Origin of the sequence: Flavobacterium cutihirudinis, from assembly GCF_003385895.1 — a bacterium.
Lineage (GTDB): Bacteria > Bacteroidota > Bacteroidia > Flavobacteriales > Flavobacteriaceae > Flavobacterium > Flavobacterium cutihirudinis.
In genome coordinates this window covers 241966-263419 of the sequence record NZ_QRDQ01000012.1, presented here as the reverse complement: position 1 = coordinate 263419, position 21454 = coordinate 241966, and the positions used below count along the sequence as shown (strand labels likewise).

Annotated in this window: 14 protein-coding genes; 8 read left to right on the top strand and 6 right to left on the bottom strand. The window is 33.4% G+C overall.

Going from position 1 to position 21454, the window contains the following annotated elements; translation table 11 throughout:
• Positions 1–82 precede the first annotated feature (82 nt).
• The 5 genes from BD847_RS19365 to BD847_RS19345 form a co-directional block, all read right to left on the bottom strand.
• Complete coding sequence (locus BD847_RS19365; RefSeq protein ID WP_115889890.1) at positions 83–742, bottom strand: SanA/YdcF family protein; 660 nt, start codon at positions 740–742, stop codon at positions 83–85.
• A gap of 132 nt (positions 743–874) precedes the next feature.
• The gene (locus BD847_RS19360; RefSeq protein WP_115889889.1) at positions 875–2902 is read right to left on the bottom strand and encodes a M3 family metallopeptidase; all 2028 of its coding nucleotides are present in this window, start codon (positions 2900–2902) and stop codon (positions 875–877) included.
• A gap of 121 nt (positions 2903–3023) precedes the next feature.
• The gene (gene purE / locus BD847_RS19355) at positions 3024–3509 is read right to left on the bottom strand and encodes a 5-(carboxyamino)imidazole ribonucleotide mutase (protein WP_012022518.1); all 486 of its coding nucleotides are present in this window, start codon (positions 3507–3509) and stop codon (positions 3024–3026) included.
• A 128-nt stretch (positions 3510–3637) separates the two neighbouring features.
• Positions 3638–4792 carry a 5-(carboxyamino)imidazole ribonucleotide synthase gene (locus BD847_RS19350; protein WP_115889944.1) on the bottom strand — a complete coding sequence of 385 codons (1155 nt, stop codon included), beginning with the start codon at positions 4790–4792 and terminating at the stop codon, positions 3638–3640.
• Between the two features lie 187 nt (positions 4793–4979).
• Entirely contained in the window at positions 4980–5531 is a 552-nt protein-coding gene (locus BD847_RS19345; RefSeq protein ID WP_115889888.1) for a hypothetical protein, read from the bottom strand.
• A 98-nt stretch (positions 5532–5629) separates the two neighbouring features.
• Here BD847_RS19345 and hpt point away from each other — a divergent pair, with 98 nt between their 5' ends.
• From hpt to BD847_RS19325, 5 genes are all read left to right on the top strand, one after another.
• Complete coding sequence (gene hpt / locus BD847_RS21015; protein ID WP_244201642.1) at positions 5630–6160, top strand: hypoxanthine phosphoribosyltransferase; 531 nt, start codon at positions 5630–5632, stop codon at positions 6158–6160.
• A 69-nt stretch (positions 6161–6229) separates the two neighbouring features.
• On the top strand, positions 6230–6802 hold the full coding sequence (locus BD847_RS21010) for an adenylate kinase (RefSeq protein WP_035650501.1): 573 nt from the start codon (positions 6230–6232) through the stop codon (positions 6800–6802).
• 200 nt (positions 6803–7002) lie between these two features.
• Positions 7003–8277 carry a hemolysin family protein gene (locus BD847_RS19335; protein WP_115889887.1) on the top strand — a complete coding sequence of 425 codons (1275 nt, stop codon included), beginning with the start codon at positions 7003–7005 and terminating at the stop codon, positions 8275–8277.
• Positions 8278–8379: 102 nt separating this feature from the next.
• Positions 8380–9381, top strand: coding sequence for a GTPase ObgE (gene obgE / locus BD847_RS19330; protein ID WP_115889886.1), 1002 nt, complete (start codon positions 8380–8382; stop codon positions 9379–9381).
• Positions 9382–9625: 244 nt separating this feature from the next.
• Entirely contained in the window at positions 9626–11770 is a 2145-nt protein-coding gene (locus BD847_RS19325) for a S46 family peptidase (protein WP_115889885.1), read from the top strand.
• A gap of 175 nt (positions 11771–11945) precedes the next feature.
• Here the strand turns inward: BD847_RS19325 and BD847_RS19320 are convergent, their stop codons facing one another.
• Positions 11946–18332 carry an alpha-2-macroglobulin family protein gene (locus BD847_RS19320; protein WP_115889884.1) on the bottom strand — a complete coding sequence of 2129 codons (6387 nt, stop codon included), beginning with the start codon at positions 18330–18332 and terminating at the stop codon, positions 11946–11948.
• Positions 18333–18463: 131 nt separating this feature from the next.
• Between BD847_RS19320 and BD847_RS19315 the strand changes: the two genes are divergently transcribed.
• The 3 genes from BD847_RS19315 to radC all read left to right on the top strand — a co-directional run bounded on the left by BD847_RS19315 (position 18464) and on the right by radC (position 21451).
• A complete protein-coding gene (locus tag BD847_RS19315) occupies positions 18464–19153 on the top strand; it encodes a tetratricopeptide repeat protein (protein ID WP_115889883.1) in 690 nt (229 codons plus the stop codon).
• Positions 19154–19244: 91 nt separating this feature from the next.
• Complete coding sequence (locus BD847_RS19310) at positions 19245–20600, top strand: UDP-N-acetylmuramate--L-alanine ligase (protein ID WP_115889882.1); 1356 nt, start codon at positions 19245–19247, stop codon at positions 20598–20600.
• A 161-nt stretch (positions 20601–20761) separates the two neighbouring features.
• The gene (gene radC / locus BD847_RS19305) at positions 20762–21451 is read left to right on the top strand and encodes a RadC family protein (protein WP_115889881.1); all 690 of its coding nucleotides are present in this window, start codon (positions 20762–20764) and stop codon (positions 21449–21451) included.
• Positions 21452–21454 lie beyond the last annotated feature (3 nt).

Genomic DNA, 21454 nt, shown 5'->3' with positions numbered 1-21454 from the left:
AAGAGCAAAGAAACAAGATTTCTGCTCTTTGTCTTTAAAATTTATAACTGAAAACCCGAAACATTTCTGTTTCGGGTTTTCTTTATCGTTTATCATCTTTTGAATAATTCGATTCGCCATTTATATTAATTTCTCCGCCTAAAAAACGAGGTTCCCTATTTCTCAAAACATCAAAAAAGGATTTAAAAATAGAACCGTATTCCCTAAAACGAACATAATTATATCCGAGATATTCTCCCTTATTAGCAGAATAACCAGCTGATTTGATTCCGAGTTTTTGTCCGATGTAAATCGCACGATTTAAATGATATTCCTGAGAAATTAAAGTTGCTTTCTTAACCTTGAAAATGTGTTTTGCACGATACATTGTCGAGTAAGTATCAAAACCGGCATAATCAATAAATATTTTGGTTGTATCAACTCCGTGATTGAAACAGTAATTTTTCATTACCGTTAATTCATCATATTCGTCACGGCCATTATCTCCAGAAAGTAAAATTTTATTGATGCATTTTGCTTTCCAAAGCATAATTCCGGCATCAAGACGATCTTTTAGATATTTACTTGGCTGATCTCCATTAATTCCTGCACCAAAAATAATTCCGACATCATTTTTTGGAAACTTTTTTATCGAATAATAAATGTTCTTTTTCGTTGAAGATTTTACGTAATAGTTTACAGAAAGAATCGCAATTAATCCAATGATTGCAATATAAAAGGCTATTTTAAAATATTTTTTCATGGCTTGTATTTGTAAGATTAAGATTTAAAAAAACGAAGATAGCTAAAGTAAAATCAAATAAAAAACCGAAGCATTTCTACTTCGGTTTCAAAAATATCTAACAGTCTAAGAAGTTTAAAAATCTAAGAAAGTCTAAAGTAATCCTGCTCTTTTCAATAAAGCTTCAGGTTTAGGTTCTTGTCCTCTAAAACGTTTGTACAAAGTCATTGGATGTTCTGTTCCTCCTTTTGAAAGTACATTGTCTTTGAATTTTTTTGCAATTTCTTCATTGAAGATTCCGTTTTCATGGAAATATTCAAAAGCATCGGCATCTAAAACTTCGGCCCATTTGTAGCTGTAATATCCAGAAGAATATCCACCTTGGAAAATGTGTGAAAAAGCCGTACTCATAGCATTTTCTTTTACATCAGGATACAATTGTGTGTTGGCGAATTGTTCTGTTTCAAAAGCTTTTAAATCGGTGATAGCAGTTGGATCTTGTCCGTGCCAAGCCATATCTAGTAATCCAAAACTTAATTGGCGTAAAGTTGCCAAACCTTCCTGAAAACTTGCACTTTCTTTAATTTTCTGAACGTATTCAATCGGAATAATTTCTCCCGTTTCGTAATGATTTGCAAACAAAGCCAAAGCTTCTGGTTCGTAACACCAATTCTCCATAATCTGACTTGGTAATTCGACGAAATCCCAATAAACAGAAGTTCCTGATAAACTTGGGTAAACTGTGTTAGCCAACATTCCGTGCAATCCGTGACCAAATTCGTGGAATAAAGTTGTTACTTCATTAAATGTCAATAATGAAGGTTTTGTTTCTGTTGGTTTTGTAAAATTGCAAACGTTCGAAATGTGTGGTCTTTCGTTTACGCCGTCTTTTACATATTGTGATTTAAATGAAGTCATCCACGCGCCGTTTCTTTTTCCTTTTCTTGGGAAGAAATCGGCATAGAAAATCGAAACCAAATTGTTTTCGTTATCTCTAACTTCGTAAGTTGTAACTTCTTCGTGGTATTTATCAATATCAAAAACTTCAGTAAAAGTTAAGCCGTATAATTTTTTGGCAACGGTAAAAGCGCCGTCTAATACTTTTTCTAATTGAAAATAAGGTTTAAGCTTTTCATCGTCTAAATTAAAAAGCTGTTGTTTTAATTTTTCAGAATAATAAGCGCCGTCCCATTTTTCAAGTTGTTCTATTCCGTCTAGTTCTTTTGCGAAAGCAGTTAATTCAGCAAATTCTTTTTGAGCTGCAGGTTTTGCTTTTGCTAATAAATCATTCAAAAAAGAAAAAACTTTCTCCGGACTTTCGGCCATTCTTTCTTCCAAAACAAAATGAGCGTGTGTTTTATAACCTAATAAATTAGCTCTTTCATGACGAAGTTTGGCAATTTGCAGAACATTTTCTTCATTGTTGAATTCGTTCTTTTGGAAACCTTTTGCCCCAAAAGCGATTGCCATTTTTTTGCGCAATTCACGATTGTCAGCATAAGTCAAAAACGGAACATAACTTGGATAATCTAAAGTAAAAATCCAACCTTCTTTTTCTTGGTTTTTTGCTAATAATCTTGCCGCTTCGATTGTTCCTTCTGGTAAACCGGCTAAATCTTTTTCATCTGTTAAATGCAATTCGAAGTTGTTGGTTTCTGCCAAAACATTTTCGCCAAACTGCAAACTCAATTTCGATAATTCTTTGTCAATTTCTCTTAATTGATTTTTCTTGTCTTCTGGTAAATTGGCTCCGTTTCTTGAAAAGCTTTTGTATTTTTTATCTAATAAAGTAGTTTGTTCTGGATTCAGATTTAAACTTTCTTTCTGATCGTAAACGGCTTTTACTTTTGCAAACAAATCAGCATTTAAGCGAATATCATTTCCAAATTCTGAAAGTAAAGGCGAAACTTCCTGTGCAATTTTCTGCATTTCGTCATTGGTTTCAGCCGAATTTAAATTGAAGAAAATACTAGAAAGACGATTTAAAATATCGCCTGAAAAATCCATTGCTACAATAGTGTTTTCAAAAGTCGGCGCATCCGGATTATTTACAATTGCATCAATTTCGGCTTTAGCCAAAGCAATTCCTTCAGTGAAAGCAGGAACGTAATCTTCGATTTTTATTTGCGAAAAAGGGGCGGTGTTAAATTTGGTATTGAAATATTGGGTTAAGATACTCATATTGCAGTTTTTTATCCTGCAAGGTTTTCAAAACCTTGTAGGTATTTTAGAAGTATTTTATTTTGATTGTGATAATCAGACCTACAAGGTTTTGAAAACCTTGCAGGAATTTATGGGAGAATTATTTTTTCAAACCTTCAGCCGCTTTATTAACTGCAGCTTTCAATTCTTCTTTATAAGAAATAATAGTATCTAAAACTTTTTTATCGTGACTTCCGATGATTTGTGCTGCTAAGATTCCAGCATTTTTTGCTCCGTTCAAAGCTACAGTTGCAACAGGAACGCCGCCTGGCATTTGCAGAATCGATAATACAGAATCCCAACCATCAATAGAATTACTTGATTTTACAGGAACTCCAATTACAGGAAGTGGAGACATTGAAGCCACCATTCCAGGTAAATGTGCCGCACCACCCGCACCGGCAATAATTACCGAAATACCGCGAGTATGTGCATTTTTGCTGAAATCGAATAATTTCTCCGGCGTTCTGTGTGCCGAAACAATATCTACTTCAACTTCTACATTAAATTGTTTTAATATGTCGATTGCATCCTGCATAACTGGCATGTCTGAGATGCTTCCCATTATAATAGCTACTTTGCTCATTGTTTTTTATTTGTTGTGTTTGTTTCAGGTTTAAAGTTTCAAGTTTTTGTTGAGACTTAAAATCGAGACCGAAAACTGTTTATTTTGCTTTAAGTTTTAGAATGTGACTAATCACTAATTACTATTCACTAATCACTAATCACTCTAATTGTATTCTTAACTTGCTGTGCAATTCTTCTAGCTTCTGCCATATCTTCATTTACGATAGTCACGTGACCCATTTTTCTGAATGGACGAGTTTGTTTTTTACCATAAATATGTGGTGTTACTCCGTCCCATCCTAAAATGGTTTCGATGTTTTCATACACTACATTTCCAGAATGACCTTCGGCACCAACTAAATTTACCATAATTCCGGCAACTTTGCTGTCAGTGTTTCCTAACGGAAGATCTAAAATAGCACGTAAATGATTTTCGAATTGTGAAGTATAACTCGCTTCAATAGAATAATGTCCAGAGTTGTGTGGGCGAGGAGCAACTTCGTTTACCAAAATTTCATCTTCCTTCGTTTGAAACATTTCAACAGCTAAAAGACCAACGTGATTGAAATTTTCTGAAACTTTCAAGGCAACGGCTCTCGCTTTTTCAGCTACTTTAGCGTCGATTCTGGCTGGGCAGATTACGTATTCAACTTGGTTTGCTTCTGGGTGAAATTCCATTTCGACAACTGGATACGTTTTCATTTCACCAGATGGATTTCTAACCACAATTACAGCCAATTCGTTTTTGAACGGAACCATAGTTTCTGCAATACATTCTACATTTGGAAGCGTATCTAAATCTGAAATCTGGCGCACTATTTTTACACCATTTCCATCGTAACCAAATTCAGTGCATTTCCATACGAAAGGCATTTCAACTTCGTTTGATGCAACAGCAGATTTTAGATTTTCTAAGTTTTCGAATCTTTTATATGGTGCAGTCGGGATATTGTTTTTAGCGTAAAAATCTTTTTGAACGCCTTTATTCTGAATTCCTTTTAAAGTTTTTGGAGATGGATATACTTTTAAGCCTTCGTTTTCTAGTTGCGTTAAAGCTTCAAGGTTTACCAATTCGATTTCGAAAGTCAAAACATCGACTTGTTTTCCAAAATTGTAAACCGTTTCATAATCCATTAAATCGCCTTGAAAGAATTTATTGCAAGCTATTTTGCTCGGCGCTTCGTCGCTTGGATCAAGAACGTAAGTTTGTATGTCAAATTTTCTGGTATCGAACAAAAGCATTTTACCTAATTGTCCTCCGCCTAATATTCCTAATTTAAAATCAGAAGAAAAATAATTCATTTTGTGTTGTGTTTTTGCAAAGATACCTTTTAATCTTTTTTTAGCCAAAATTTAGTTTTTTTCGCTACGGATTAAAAGATTAGAATGATTTTTGTCCGCCACGAATTACACTAATTTCCACTAATTTTTTAGGTTATATGAAAAATCAATTCGCGAAAATTGGTGAAATTTGTGGCAAACTAAAAAACTATTTTATTTTTTTTAAAACTTCTTTTGCGACAGCTTTATATGCGGCCGAATGATTGCTGTAATCTTTATCTAAAATAATTTTCAGTTCAGGATGAATCCAATCGTAGTGATTTCCCAGAACATATAAAGTTCTTATAGAATATGCTTTTGTTGCCACTTTAACATCATTTATCAGCCAGTCAAAAGAAGCTTCAATAATATCTTGTAAATTATTTTCGGAAAGCGAAATACAATTTTCGTTTTTCTTATAATGTGATTTAATCAAAAGTTGGGTCACTTTTGCAATCGGTCTTATCGAACTTTCATCTGTTAAAATTTTCAAATTTGAGCAGAAAAAATCAAGATGTGGCTGGAGCCAATTTAACTCTTCATACGATACAAATTCTAAAATCCAGCAGGCTTTGTGGTTGTTTTTGTCTTCGGGCGAAAAACAAATTGAAATTAATTCGGTGAATAGCGACGGATTTTCAAGGATTTCCTGTGCATATTTTAAGCGATTTTCCCGATAAGCACTAACATAATCCAATTTTTCCTGCAGCTGTGAAGACATTTTTTTTGAATTTGATTAATAAGCACAAATTTAGAACCATTTTTCGGTTCTCAAATTCGAATTCTGTATCTTTGTCCATTATTTTAAAATTAAAAATAATGATACAACTTCACGATAAACAATTTGTTCCGTTTATTTCAGCTAAAGAAATTGACTTTGCTTTAACAAAAATAGTGGCTCAGGTAGAAGATGATTTTGGAGATGACACTCCAATTTTTATTGGAGTTTTGAATGGCGCTTTTATGGTGGTTGCTGATTTTCTGAAAAAATATCAAAAACCTTGCGAAGTTTCATTTATTAAACTGGCATCGTATCACGGAACTGAAAGTACAAATTCGGTTAAAGAATTAATCGGAATCAATCAGGATTTGTCAGGAAGAACTGTTGTAATTATTGAAGATATTATCGATACAGGAAATACGCTTGAAGAATTAAAACATTTATTTAAAGCGCAAAATGTAAAACACTTTAAAGTAGCCACTTTGTTTTTTAAACCGGAGGCATACAAAAAGGATATTAAGATCGATTATATCGGAATCAGAATTCCAAACAAATTTATCGTAGGTTACGGACTGGACTATGATGGTCTGGGAAGAAATTTGCCGGAAATCTATCAGGTAACAGAATAATTTAAAAACACAACTATATATTCATTTTAAACTTCTGAAAAATAAGAAGTCACAACACTTACATTCATTATGATTAACATCGTTTTATTTGGAAAGCCAGGAGCAGGAAAAGGAACTCAGGCAGAATTTTTAAAAGAAAAATATAATTTAACACATCTTTCAACTGGAGATATTTTTCGTTTTAATTTAAAAAATGATACTGAACTAGGTAAAAAAGCAAGAGTTTTTATGGACAATGGAGAATTGGTTCCTTGCGAAGTTACAACTGCAATGTTAATTGACGAAGTAAAAAAACACCCGGATACAGCTGGATTTTTGTTCGACGGATACCCAAGAACCATTGATCAGGCTGAGGCATTAGATAAATTTTTACCAACAATTGGGTCAAGCGTTACTGCTACAATTGCTTTAGAAGCTGATGACGAAATTTTGGTAGCACGTTTACTTGAAAGAGGAAAAACAAGTGGAAGAGCTGACGATCAGGACGAAGAGAAAATTCGCGTAAGATATCAGGAATACAACGAGAAAACAGCTCCACTAATTGGATATTATAAAGAACAAAATAAATTTCATGCCGTAGACGGTATTGGAACTATTGAACAAATTACAGAAAGATTAACGTCAGTTATAGATAATTTGTAGAAACTTCCCGGAATTACGGGACTTGCTGTCGTTTCATCCCGATTGCTATCGGGCTTTAAAAAACTATTTTTCCACACCATAAAACAAGCTTCTTTTGGTTGCTGTTTTCTGGAAGGAAAAATTAGTTTTTTTAGAAAGGACCAAAAAAACACAATGCTTACTATTACAGCGAACCAAACAAATAACGAATCTACTAAACATTGGAAATACTAATAATATTTTTTCTAATACTATTAAACGGAGTTTTCTCTATGTCTGAAATTGCATTGATTTCGGCTAGAAAAAACAGATTGGAAACGGCGGCAAAAAAAGGAAATAAAGGTGCCAAAATTGCGCTCGATCTGGCAAATTCTCCAAATAAATTTTTATCAACGGTACAAATCGGGATTACGTTAATCGGAATTTTGACAGGTATTTATTCTGGTGATAAAATTACAATAGATGTAGAGCAGTTTGTTTCTGGATTTGCAGTTTTAAAACCTTATGCACATTCACTTGCAGTTGGGATTGTGGTGGTTGTTTTAACTTTTTTCTCATTGGTTTTGGGAGAATTGCTTCCAAAACGAATTGGATTAAATTATCCGGAAGCAATCGCAAAAATGTTTGCAATGCCAATGAAAGTGATTTCGATAATTACGGCGCCATTTATTTGGCTGCTAACATCTTCAACGGATTTTTTATTGAATGTTTTGCAAATAAAACCTACCGCTGACGGAAAAGTTACGGAAGAAGAAATTAAAGCAATTATCAAGGAGGGAACCGAAGTTGGTGAAGTTCAGGAAATTGAGCAGGATATTGTGGAACGTGTTTTTCATATTGGCGACCGAAAAGTGAGTTCATTGATGACACACCGCAAATCGGTAGATATGCTTCCGCTAAAAGAAGACAAGGCGAAAATTAAAGAATTAGTAGTTCAGGATTTACACGCTGTTTACCCTGTTTACAATGATAATTACGATGATATTGTTGGGGTTGTAACGTTAAAAAATATTTTTGCCAACATCGAAAAAGATGATTTTGATTTGGCTTCAATAATGTCAGATGCGCCTTATTTAATGGAGCAAACGACAGCTTACAAAGCATTGGAGAATTTCAAAAAAACCGGCGTTCACTATGCTTTAGTTTCAGATGAATATGGTGTTTTTCAAGGTATGATTACTTTGAATGATATTTTGGAAGCTTTAGTTGGTGATGCATCTGAATTTTATAAAGATGAATTTCAGTTGATAGAAAGAGAAGATGGTTCATGGCTGGTTGACGGACATTATTCATTGCATGATTTCTTAACTTATTTTGAGTTGGACGAATTGACAAACGATTACGAAGTAAACACCGTAAGCGGAATGATTATGACCGAGCTTTCGCATATTCCAAAAGAAGGCGAAAAACTGGTTTGGCAGAAATTTGTTTTAGAAGTCATCGACATGGATGGCGTTAAAATTGACAAAGTGCTTGTAAAAGCGCTTAAAGAGTAAAGGAAATTTGTTTCATGTTTAAAGTTTCATGTTTCAGGTTATGCGTTGCGTAAACTTGAAACATGAAATCTGAAACCTGAAACTACACATAAACAAACAAAAATGACAGAAGGAAATTTTGTAGACTACGTTAAGATATACGTTTCTTCCGGAAAAGGAGGAAAAGGATCTACGCATTTACATAGAGAGAAATTTATTGAAAAAGGTGGTCCGGACGGTGGCGATGGTGGCCGTGGCGGACATGTGTATTTAGTGGGAAATAAAGGACTCTGGACATTATTTCATTTAAAGTTTGCGCGTCACATTAAAGCGGGACACGGAGGAGATGGTGGAGGAGACCGTAGTACCGGAGCAGATGGAGATGATAAAATCATTGAAGTGCCTTTGGGAACTGTTGTAAAAGACAAAGAAACCGGAGAAACACTTTTTGAAGTAACAGAACACGGCGAAAAAAGGATTCTGGCAAAAGGAGGAAAGGGAGGTTTAGGAAACTGGCATTTTAGAAGTTCGACAAACCAAACGCCACGTTATGCACAGCCAGGTTTACCTGGAATCGAAATGGATGTGATTCTGGAACTTAAAGTTCTGGCAGATGTTGGATTGGTTGGTTTTCCAAATGCAGGAAAATCTACTTTATTATCTGTGTTGACTTCTGCAAAACCAAAAATTGCCGATTATCCGTTTACGACTTTAAAACCAAATTTAGGAATTGTGGCTTACAGAGATTTCCAGTCTTTTGTAATTGCTGATATTCCCGGAATTATTGAAGGTGCTGCTGAAGGAAAAGGTTTAGGACATTATTTTCTACGCCATATTGAGCGTAATTCAACTTTGTTGTTTTTAGTTCCTGTTGATACGCCTGATATTAAAGCGGAATATGATATTTTGGTTAATGAATTAACAAAATACAATCCTGAAATGCTGGATAAAGAACGTCTTTTAGTTATCTCAAAATGCGATATGCTTGACGATGAATTAAAAGCGGAATTGAAAGCGGAACTTGATGTTTCTTTTAAAGATGTTCCTTATATGTTTATTTCATCTGTTGCACAACAAGGTTTGACAGATTTAAAAGATAAACTTTGGAAAATGCTTAATGAATAAAATTCTAAGCTTCAAAGTTACTAAGCTACTAAGTTCAAAGAAAAAACCTTAGACTCTTAGAAACTTAGCAGCTTAGTAACTTCTAAAACAAAAAAGGCGTTCTGTTCAGAACGCCTTTTTTGTTTTAGAATGTTAAATTCGTAATAAACGGCTAAAAAATCAATGTCATTTTTAATTTTAGGATTACTTAAGATGATATAATTATGAAAATGCGTTATATTCGCATTACTTAAAACAAAATAACATGAAAAAAATAGTTTTATTCTTGACCATGTGTCTTATGGCTGTGCCAGTAAGAGCCGATGAAGGTATGTGGTTTTTGATGTTTATCGAAAGATTGAACCATAGAGATATGGAGAAAATGGGCTTGCAATTGACAGCCGAAGAAATTTACAGTATTAATCACCATAGTTTAAAAGACGCTATTGTGCAATTCAATGGTGGATGTACAGCTGAAATTGTTTCAAACAGCGGATTAGTTCTTACAAATCATCACTGTGGATATAGTGCGATTGCAGAACTTTCGACTGCAGAACAAAATCATTTGAAAAATGGTTTTTGGGCAAAAAATCGTTCAGAAGAAATGAAACCGAAATCTTTATACGTTCGTTTCTTTGTTCGTATGGATGATGTTTCAAAAAGAATTTTGTCTAAAGTAAACGATCAAATGACTGAAACTGAAAGAAACAAAATTATTCAGCAAGAGATCGCTTTAATTGAAAAAGAAAATAGCGAAAACGGAAAATATACTGTTTCTGTTCGTCCTTTCTTCCAAGGAAATGAATATTACTATTTTGTTTACCAAGATTACACAGACGTTCGTTTAGTTGGAACGCCACCGGAAAGTGTTGGTAAATTTGGAGGTGACACAGACAACTGGGAATGGCCTCGTCAAACTGGAGATTTCTCTATGTTCAGAGTTTATGCTGACAAAAACGGAAATCCTGCAACGTACTCAAAAGACAATGTGCCATTGCAGCCAAAACATTATTTGCCAGTGAGTATTAAAGGAGTAAAAGAAAATGATTTTGCGATGATTTTAGGTTATCCGGGAAGAACAAACCGCTGGATGCCGGCTGGAGGAATTGAGCAAAACATTAAGTTTGCGTATCCTGCATGGGTTGAAGGTGCAAAGACCGGAATGGACCAAATGAAAAAGTATATGGACAAAGACGCAACAGTACGTTTGCAATATGCTTCTAAATATGCTTCGACAGCAAATTACTGGAAAAACCGTCAAGGTATGATTGATGCTTTAACAAAAGCAGGAACTGTAGATACAAAAACAGCGCAGGAAGATAAGTTTTACGAATGGGCAAGCAAAGCTGAAAATAAGGCGAAGTATGAAAATGTAATTCCGACAATCAACGATTATTACAGAGAAACAAACTTGAAAGCGCGTCACGATAATTATTTAATGCAGGTTATGCGTACTTCAAGTTATGCAACTGGACCGGCTAATTTGGGTAATGCACTTATTGCATACTATAATGAGAATGATGCGAAAAGAGCTGAAATGTTGCCTAAAATCAATACGATGATTGACAATATTTATGGTGATTTTTATGCTCCGTTAGAAAAAGATCTTCTTACGGCTCAGTTAAATTTATATGCTTCTAAAGCTGCTGAATATGGACTTGCTCCAGAAATCGCAAAAATGAAAGCTGCTAATAATGGTGATTTTACTGCAGATGTAGCAAAAGCAACTGAAATTAGTTATTTTACTAATAAAGAGAAAGTATTGGCATTTATGGCTAATCCAAAACCATTGGCAATTGTACACGATCCGTTGTATATTATTTCTAATGATTTATTGACAAAATACCGTGCTAAAACAGATGATCAGGCAAAAGCTGATGATGGTTTTGCAATCGCATACCGTAAATTGGTAGAAGGTTTGAGAGAATCAAAATTAAATGCAATTCAGTATCCTGATGCAAACTCTACATTGAGATTAACTTACGGAAAAGTTCGTGCTTTGCCTGCGGATCCTCGTAATGATGCTAAAATCAACAACTATACTACAATGGAAAGTATGGTGAAAAAGTACAAAGCAGGAGATCAGGAATTTGATTTGCCAGCTCGTTTATTAGAGTTGAATAAGAAAAAAGACTTCGGTCAATATGCTGATAAAGCAGGTTACATGCCGGTAAACTTCTTAACAGATAATGATATTACAGGAGGAAATTCTGGTTCACCGGTTCTTAACGGAAAAGGAGAATTAATCGGAATTGCTTTTGACGGTAACATCGAAGCTATGGCAGGAGACGTTATTTTCGATCCAAAATTACAAAGAACAATCAATGTTGATATTCGTTATGTACTTTGGATTATTGACAAATACGCTGGTGCGAAAAACATTATTGATGAGTTGACGATTGCGAAATAATCTGATTTTAAATTCCAATTTATAAATCCCAAATTCCAAATTCTCAAAAAAATGGAAACTATTGGGATTATATAGTTCGATGTAAAATAAATATTCAAAACCTAACAGGATTAAAACTGTTAGGTTTTTTTTATCTCATTTCCTTGGAATTTGGAATTTAAAAATTGGGATTTTATTAATTAACTTTCACTCGAATTCCTTTCGTATGACTTGCAAATTCGGGAGCATACATACTTTGAATAGTCGTAATTCCGTTTGAGAATTCTCCGCTGTTATTTACTCTGATGTCGTATTCTAAAACATAAGTTCCTTTATTGATTTGATCAAAGAAGAAATGCGTTGCGGCATCTTTTGTACTCATATAATAGCCCAAACGATCTTTGTACTGATATTCAGAAAGTACATTTACAGGCTCAAAGCAAGAAGCACGCATGTCTTTTAGATGAACATATTCAGTGTCTTCTTTTGATGTAATAATTAATCGAACAGTAACTAAATCTCCAGTTTTTAAGGAATTTTTGGCTGTAATCTTTTCTAATTCTTGGCCTTTCAAAGTGCTTTTCTTTAGGTACAATTCTTTTGAAACAGATAAAACTGCTCCGGAATTATTTTTGATTTTATCCAAATCTTCAAAATATTGCCAATAAACACCTCCAAATCCGGAAACTTTAGATTTATTCTGAATTTTTATAGAAGCCATTTCTTTTTTAATTTCATCAGCTTTCCAGTTTAGTTTGATGTAACCGGTCTCAGCTTCTTTTTCGTTTTCGGCTAATTTTTTAGTTATGATTTTTTCATCTCCGAGTTTTATCACTGTGTTATCTTTTACAGAAAGCCAATCGGTTCCTTGCATTAATAAAGCATAAATAGCTTCAGTTGTCGATTTTGTTGTGGGCCAGTTTTTGGTTTGTTTATTTTTCAAAAGCCATACTTTCATTGCATCGACAGATTTTGTGTCGTTATTCACTTCGGCGAAAGCCTCGATCAATAAAGCCTGAGTTTCTATAGGCGCCTGATACCAAAACCAGCCTGATTTGTTGGCAATCCAGTACATTCCCCAATCTTCATTATTTGATGAGGTTTCTTTTAAGCTTTCAATTATTTTTTTTGCTGTTTCTTTTTCTCCAAAACGGTTTAATGCCAAAGTGGCTAATCCTTTTTCGTAAAGTGAATACGATAACCAATCTTTTTTAATAACGTCAATATACAGCTTGGTTGCTTTTTTTAATGTATCTGATAATTTGTAATTTTCTAAATAAAAGCTTCTGGCGTAGAGATAATGTAAATCAGCATTTGGATTGATCCAAATTAGTTTTTCTGTTGGCTTTAAGTTTTTAGTCCTGTTTTTATATGATTCTAAAAATTTAGCATCTAAAAATGGAATTCCGGTTTTGGCGATTTCATCTATTTTATTTTCGTTATCTTCTTTGTTGTTTAATTTTGATAAATGACCTAAACCAGCCAGAATGTGTCTGGTAATGTATTCGTTTTCATCGCTTCCGTCAAACCATGAAAATCCACCCGAAGATTTTTGTTTTTGCTTCAATTTTTCGAAAGTAGCTTCTTGCGAAGTTTTCATTTTTTCCAAATCAAATAAAAGTGCTAAATTTTTCTTCTTTTCATTTTCATTTTGAGCATCTTTCAGCCAAGGTGTTTCAGCCAAAATAAGGGACTTTAATTCTTCGTTTTCTTCTAATTTTGAATTCAGTTTTCCGCTTTTTCTCCAGTCTTCAAATAATGTTGCAATTTTTGGATTGCTTGAAATAATTTCTGAAGCCAAAGAGTTTGCGTAAAAACGTGCGAAAGTCTGCTCGGCACATTCGTGTTCGTATTCCATTAAATAAGGCAAGGACTGTATCGCGAGCCAAGTTGGGTTTGAAGTATACTCAAGTGTAAACTGATGATTTCTTAAAGTCGAAGAATTGTTGCTTTTTAAATTCTCAAATGTGTATTCTTTAGTCGAATTTTCACGAACCCAAACCGGAATACTTTCAGTTACCAACATATTGTTTGTTAAAACCGGAAGTATATTCTCTTCTCCATCCGAAAAATTATCGGCTTTGGCCAAAATTTTATATTGAACACCTTGCAAACCTTCTGGAATCGAAATTGTCCAGGTTGCAGTTGTATTTCCAAAAGCGCCAACATTGAAATTTCTAACATTTTTTGCATTCAGCATTTTAGCATCAATTGGCTGCATCGTTACAGCATCAAAAAACTGGAGAATCGCAATTCCGCTTTTGGCTTTGTCTGTAATATTTGAAATTTTAGCAGAGATTAGAATGGTGTCTTTTTCTCTAAAGAAGCGTGGGAAATTCGGTAAAAGCATCAATTCTTTTTGTGTAACAACGCTTTTCTCCAAATAACCGGAAACAGCATCTTTATTATGTGCCAGTAAACGCAGTTTCCAGGCAGTTAAAGCTTCGGGAGAAGTAAAATTGAAACTTACTTTTCCAGTTGCATCGGTTTTTAAGTTTGGCAGAAAGAAAGCCGTTTCTGAAAGGTTTTTTCTTGCTTTTACTTGGGTAAGAGCTTCGAGTGCTTTTTTTGTTGTAATGATGATTACGCCGTTTGCGCCTTTGCTTCCGTATATGCGGATTGCTTTATCTGAAGTCAAAAAATCAATGTCCAAAATATCTTCTGGATTTATTTTATTGAAATTGTCTTCTGATGAGATTTCTCCATCAATTACATACAGAGTTGATGCAGTGATAACCATGTTGGTTAGTCCACTGATGATCTTTTTACCTGGGATGAATTTTACCTTATTTGTTTGAAAGTATGGAGGATTTTCAGTCGTTTCCTGTGCAGACGCAACGACAGGTTTAACAAAACGGACTTCATCTAGTGTCATGGCTACTGCAGCAGTATTGTAAACCTGATTATCTTCTTCAACTACAGCATTTGCTAATCCTGCCCCAACTGCCATTACAGCATCTGGATCTCCTTTTATTGTTTCGCTTCCCACTTTTTTATCTTTTAGCTCCGTAATCGTAATGCCCAGCGAGTCACCATATCTACTGTCGTAAAAATTAAAACCAAACCATTTTAATTGGGTTTCTTCATTGCTGAAAATTAATTGCGGAAATCTTTCATTAAGATTTTCTACAGACGCATAACTAATATCAAAACCTAAACCTGTTTTAAAATTTGTGCCGTTGTAATAATTATCTTCAAATTTTAAAAGATCCCAATTTTTTACAGAAAACTGATCCAAAGAGCTATCATACATCGAAGCCAAAACTTCAGCTTCTTTTTTTGTGTTAAAACCGTTCAGTTTAAATGACCAATTTTCATTTGTTCCGGGTTGTATTTTATTTCTAAAACTCTCAATTGTCCATTCTAATTTTTGCTCTTGGCTTTTAAGTGGAATAGTAATAGTTTCAGTAAAAATATCATTATCGAATACACATTGAAAATCTACTAGTATTTGTGTTTCAAATTCTTTTTTTAGTGGAACTTTAACTGTGGTTTCATGATTTTGTAAATGTATGTGATTATCAAAATAGGTTTTATTTTGATAGTTGGCATTTGTTAAAACATACAGTTCCGGAATAATTGATGTAATTTTTACAAGAACAAAACCATCTTTTTTAGGATCACTGTTAAGCTGTTGTGCATTTAGTAATTTACTTGGATTGAATTTGTCTTTGCTTTGTTTGATTATGAAGTTAGAGGTAGTTTCAATCGGGTTGCCAAAGGTATCTTTCGCTGAAAACACAATTTTATAATTACCGGATTTATAATTCGAAATAAAATCCAGTAGTACTTTTTTGTCTTTTTGAGTATCGATATTTTTTGAGAATAATAAAGTTTCTGAAGAATTTTTGTTGGCTTCATTTTCTGAAATTTCATACGGAAATAATTTGTCAAAATCTTCGGGAGAAATTGTTTCGATTTCAGGTTTTAGAAATTTTCTTGTTTTGAATTTGCTAGAAAGCGGATTTAGATAATACAATTTTATCTCGCCTTTAACTGCCAGAAATTCTCCATTTAAATTAGTACTAGTTAAGGCAACTTCGTTATTATTTTTGGTTTCAATCGTATTGGCGATTTGAGCACTTAAGATCAAATCATGATAACCAATTTTTACATTTGTTAGGGCAGAATGTGTTTCGCCATTTATATCGGTAACAGCCGCTGAAATTTCGTAATTAAAAATAGGTAGATTCTCTTTCGAATTGTTTTTAGGAGGTATGGCGGTAAAATCGATAACAAATTTCCCAGAATTATCCGTTTTTGTTTCTCCAACTGCTAAAGTTTCGTTTTCCTCGCGCCCATAATAATTTCTCAAATACGTAGTATATCTGGTTACGGTATATTTTACAGTAGCATCTGATATATTGCTTCCAGCGAAAGCTTTTGCACTACCTTTTATTTTAACAGGCTGATTAAGTTGGAAACTTTCTTTTTTAGCATCAAAAGTTACTTCAAATTTTGGACGCTTATATTCTTCAACACGAAAATACATCGTGGCATTGCTGTAATTTATGGACACTTTGTCCCAATAAGTCTGACCTGTATTTGATAGATTTTCTGGTTTTTGTGCACTAATAAGGTAGCTACCGGTTATACCTGTTTTTGGTATTGTAAATTCACCAAAAAAAGAACCATATTCATTTGTTGTTACTTCAAATTCTTTAATAGATTGACCATTTCCATCACTGACATTAATTTTGAAGGTTGCATTGGCAGTAATACTTGTTTTATTATTGCTTTTTTGAATGGCAATTCCTTTATAAAAAACAGTTTGACCAGGTCTATAAATGGCACGATCCAGATAGAATTCAATTTTTCCTTTCATTCTGTTGTTTTCAGATAATTTGTAATCCTCCTTATATGGGAGATAGTTTTTGTGCACTAAAATACTATCTCCGGTTTGTGTAAGTTTAATGGGTTTTTGTCTGTAATTATAATCGTACTCGTTGGTTTCCGAATTGAATGTTGCGATTCCGTCTAAATTTGTTTTTGCATTTTTTTCTTCAAATTCCACTGTAACATCTTTTAGCGGTTTTCCGGTTTTTCGATCTAAAACCTGATAGTTTTCGGTTCTCTCTTTTTTAGAGGCAAGAACTGAAATATTAGAAATCGTTAGAACTTCAAAACCAGATGATTTCTGATCTTTTGAATCTGAATCGCTTTCAAAATAAGCTAAATAGTTTCCTACCGGTAATTTTGGTAATAATACTTCTGTTGAATAAGTGAAATAATTTTCTTTATCAATCAGATTATAATTTTCGGTCTTTATTATATTTTGATTTTTTACTATCGAATTAGCTAAAGAATCTCGATTAACTTCATACAATCTACTAAACTTGCCAACTTTCAAAAGATCAATTTTGTAAAATGAAATCTTAAATTTTTTGACATTTTTATAATTAATAAAAGCTCTTGTGTTTTCATTTTCATAACTGTTTTTCTGAAACTGAATAGCTAAAAATTTTGATAAAATATCGTATTTCTTAGACACTGCCTGTTTTGCGAAGTTTGAGTTTTCATTAATTTTAATAACTTCATTTAATACTTCTAATGCTTTAATATTATTACTCGGATGTAATTCTTTTGAAGCTTCGTCTAATAGAATTTGTGCTTGTTCTAATTTTATATTTTGAATAAGATTTTTGTCTTGAGTTTCTTTTTCTATTTTATTTAAAAAAACACTAAAATCTTCATTCGATTTTAATAAATACTGTTGACAAAACTTTGCACGTTCCAATTGGTTTTTTAGTGATGGATCATCCGATTCTAATTTTTGATAAAGTGCCAAAACTTTTTTAGCATTTGGCTCTTGTAGAAAGTCAAGATTTAGTTTTAAAAATGCATTTGAATTCCCTAAAATCTGGTCTTTGTAAATTGAAAAATCACTATTTCGGATTTTCCAGGATTCAATTTTTTCTGTAAAAAAAGTTATGTTTTCTTTTAGTAAATAATTCCATAAATTTTCTTGTTTAAACTTTTCTAAATCCGGATAATCAAAAATGTCTTTATATTTGATTAGTGGTGTGGCTTTTAATATTGCTTCATTTTCTAATGTTTTATTGAAAGTAGCAATGACATCATCTTCAGTTGTAATTTCCTGAGGAATATAATCTGAATGCGGAACTTCTACAGAATCAACTTCTTCAACTTTAATCCCGCTAACAGCTGCGGTATCAATCGTTGCAGCAGCACTATCTATCATTACGGCGGCGCTATCTACAATGGCATAGACATCATCATAATAGTTGGAATGATCTTTTAGATATTTTGCATAAATTAAATTCAGAATAGCTTTGGAAGGAATAGATACGCGACTAATGTCGGTTTTTAAATTGTCTACAATTTTAGTTTTCGAATTTTCATCAAGAACCTGTGAATATTTCGATTGATAAAAAAAGCATTTTATCATTTGTACTTCATCTTTTCTGGCAACTGATCTTTTATAAATTTTCGTTACAATTTCATTTGCAGATTTTATTTTTCCCTCGTTTTCAAAAGCTCTCACTTTTTCCCATTTTTTAGCATTTTGTTGACTAAAAACGGCTGTGGAAATCAATAAGAATACAAATAATATATTTTTCATAAAATTGTTTTTTTATTTATAGAGTCCTATTTATCTAAAAAGGTTGGAATCGTGTTTGAAAATTTTTCGTACAAATTACTAATTTATCTTCAATAGAAATTTTCGAATTCGATATTTCGTTATTTTTGGATATGAAAAAACTGCTACTCTTTTTCTTATTTGTTCCAATTTGCATTTGGTCACAATCTAATTTTGATAAAGCAGAAAAGTTGTTTCGTGCTAAAAAATACGATGAAGCCCAACCTATTCTTGAGGGAATTTTAAAGCAAAAACCTTTAGATATCAAAACACTGGAATACTTAGGAGAAATTGCAGCTCATAAGAAAGAGTGGGTGACAGGAGCTGAATATTTCAAGAAGCTTAAAGAATTAAAACCTGCTGAAGCAGATTATTTTTTTAAATACGGAGGCTGTCTGGCGATGAGAGCGACTGAAGTAAATAAACTTAAAGCTTTCGGAATGGTTGGCGATATGAAAGAAGCCTTTGAAAAAGCAATAGAACTCAATCCAAAACATGTTCAGGCTAGATGGGCTTTAATTGAAATATATTTGCAATTGCCCGGGATTTTAGGCGGAAGTGAATCGAAAGCATTTTCATATTCAAATGAGTTGGCTCAGTTTTCACCTGTAGACGGTTATTTATCAAGAGGGCGAATAGACGAGTATTTTAAGAGATATGCATCGGCAGAAAAAAATTATATGAAAGCACATGAAATTGGCAATTCAAAAGTTACATTTCAAAAATTATATAATTTATATTTGAACAAATTAAAAGAGCCTAGGAAAGCTCAAGAACTGAAACGAAAATTTGACTCAAAATAATTAAAATATCAAACCTGGATTCTGGGATAATTTTTAGAATTGGGAAACGAGCGTCAGCGAACTGACGAAGCAATTAAAAATTGGAATTTAAATGAAAACACATTTCATCGCAATAGGCGGGAGCGCTATGCATAATTTAGCTTTAGCATTACATAATAAAGGATATCAGGTTACAGGAAGCGACGATGCTATTTTTGAGCCATCAAAATCAAGATTAGAAAAAAAGGGAATTCTTCCCGCTGAATTAGGCTGGTTTCCAGAGAAAATTACTGCCGATATTGATGCAATCATTTTAGGAATGCACGCCAAAGCGGATAATCCGGAATTATTGAAAGCTCAGGAATTAGGATTGAAAATTTACTCATATCCTGAGTTTTTATATGAACAATCAAAAAATAAAACGCGTGTTGTAATTGGTGGTTCACACGGAAAAACTACGATTACTTCGATGATTTTGCATGTAATGCATTATCATAATATTGCTGTTGATTATATGGTTGGAGCTCAATTAGAAGGTTTCGATACAATGGTGCATCTTACAGAAGAAAACGATTTTATGGTTTTGGAAGGTGATGAATATTTGTCTTCTCCAATAGACAGACGTCCGAAATTTCATTTATATCAGCCAAACATTGCTTTGATTTCAGGAATTGCATGGGATCATATTAATGTTTTTCCAACGTATGAAAATTACGTAGAGCAATTTGAAATTTTTATTGAGAAAATTACGAACGGTGGAATTTTGGTTTACAACGAAAATGATCCTGAAGTAAAACGTGTTGCAGAAGCAGCGACGAATCCAATTCGTAAATTAGCGTATCATACTCCTGAATATACTGTAAGTGACGGTGTAACTTTATTAAAAACTCCGGAAGGTGATATGCCAATTGAAGTTTTTGGAGCGCATAACTTAAATAATCTAGCTGGAGCTAAATGGATTTGCCAAAATATGGGTGTTGATGAAGCCGACTTTTATGAAGCTATAGCGAGCTTTAAAGGTGCTTCAAAACGTTTGGAAAAAATTGCAGAAGGTAAAGGCAGAGTCGCTTATAAAGATTTTGCGCATTCGCCAAGTAAAGTTGCCGCAACGACAAAAGCGGTAAAAGAACAATATCCGAACAGGACTTTGGTAGCATGTTTAGAGCTTCACACGTATAGCAGTTTAAATGCCGAATTTTTGAAAGAATATGAAGGCGCCTTAGAATATGCTGATGTTGCAGTAGTTTTCTATTCTCCGGATGCAGTAAAAATTAAACAGTTGGAAGAAGTGACTTACGAGCAGATTGCAAAAGCGTTTAATCGTGAAGATCTTATAATTTATACGAATCCAGCTGAATTCAAAGAGTATTTGTTTAATTTGAATTTAGATAATTCGGCACTTTTATTAATGAGCTCAGGAAATTACGGAGGATTAAATTTTGATGAAGTAAAAGATCTGATTAATTAGAAAATGTGGCAATTAGTCAATGAGATAATATGCCGATTGTTATAGACAATCGGCTTTTTTTTGGTTTAGATTTTTTTCATTATTTAATTTCTAATTAAAACTTAATGACAGATTTTTCTTTCTTTTTTGATATATTCGCTTTTTAGAAAATCATTTAGTTTATGGAAAAATCTCATTTCCCAATTTCAAATTGGTCAGAAGATGACAGGCCCCGCGAAAAATTAATGTTGAAAGGAAAAAACGCTTTAAGTGATGCGGAATTAGTAGCGATTTTGATTGGTTCCGGAAGTCGAAATGAATCGGCAGTAGAGTTAAGCAAAAGAATCCTGGCGAGTGCTGATAATTTGAACGCACTCGGAAAGATGTCAATTGCGCAGTTAATGAATTTTAAAGGAATAGGCGAGGCCAAAGCGATTTCAATAATTGCGGCTTTAGAATTGGGTCGTCGCCGAAGAGCAGAAGAAGCTGTAGAGTTGGTCAAAGTTACATCGAGTAAACTGGTTTTTGAGATTATGCAGCCCATAATAGGTGAATTGGTTCACGAAGAGTTTTGGGTGCTTTTTCTGAATAATTCTAATAAAGTACTTTCGAAAACACAGTTGAGTAAAGGCGGAATTACGGGAACCATAGTTGACGTAAGGTTAGTTTTTAAATTAGCTTTGGAAATGGGGGCTACTAGTCTGATTTTATGTCATAATCATCCGTCAGGCAATTTGCAACCCAGTGAAGCAGACAAGCTGTTGACGCAAAAGATTAAGCTTGCAGGTGAAAGTTTAGATGTTAAAATTTTGGATCATTTGATCATTACTGAATCAAAATATTATAGTTTTGTAGATGAAGGAATTTTTTAGATT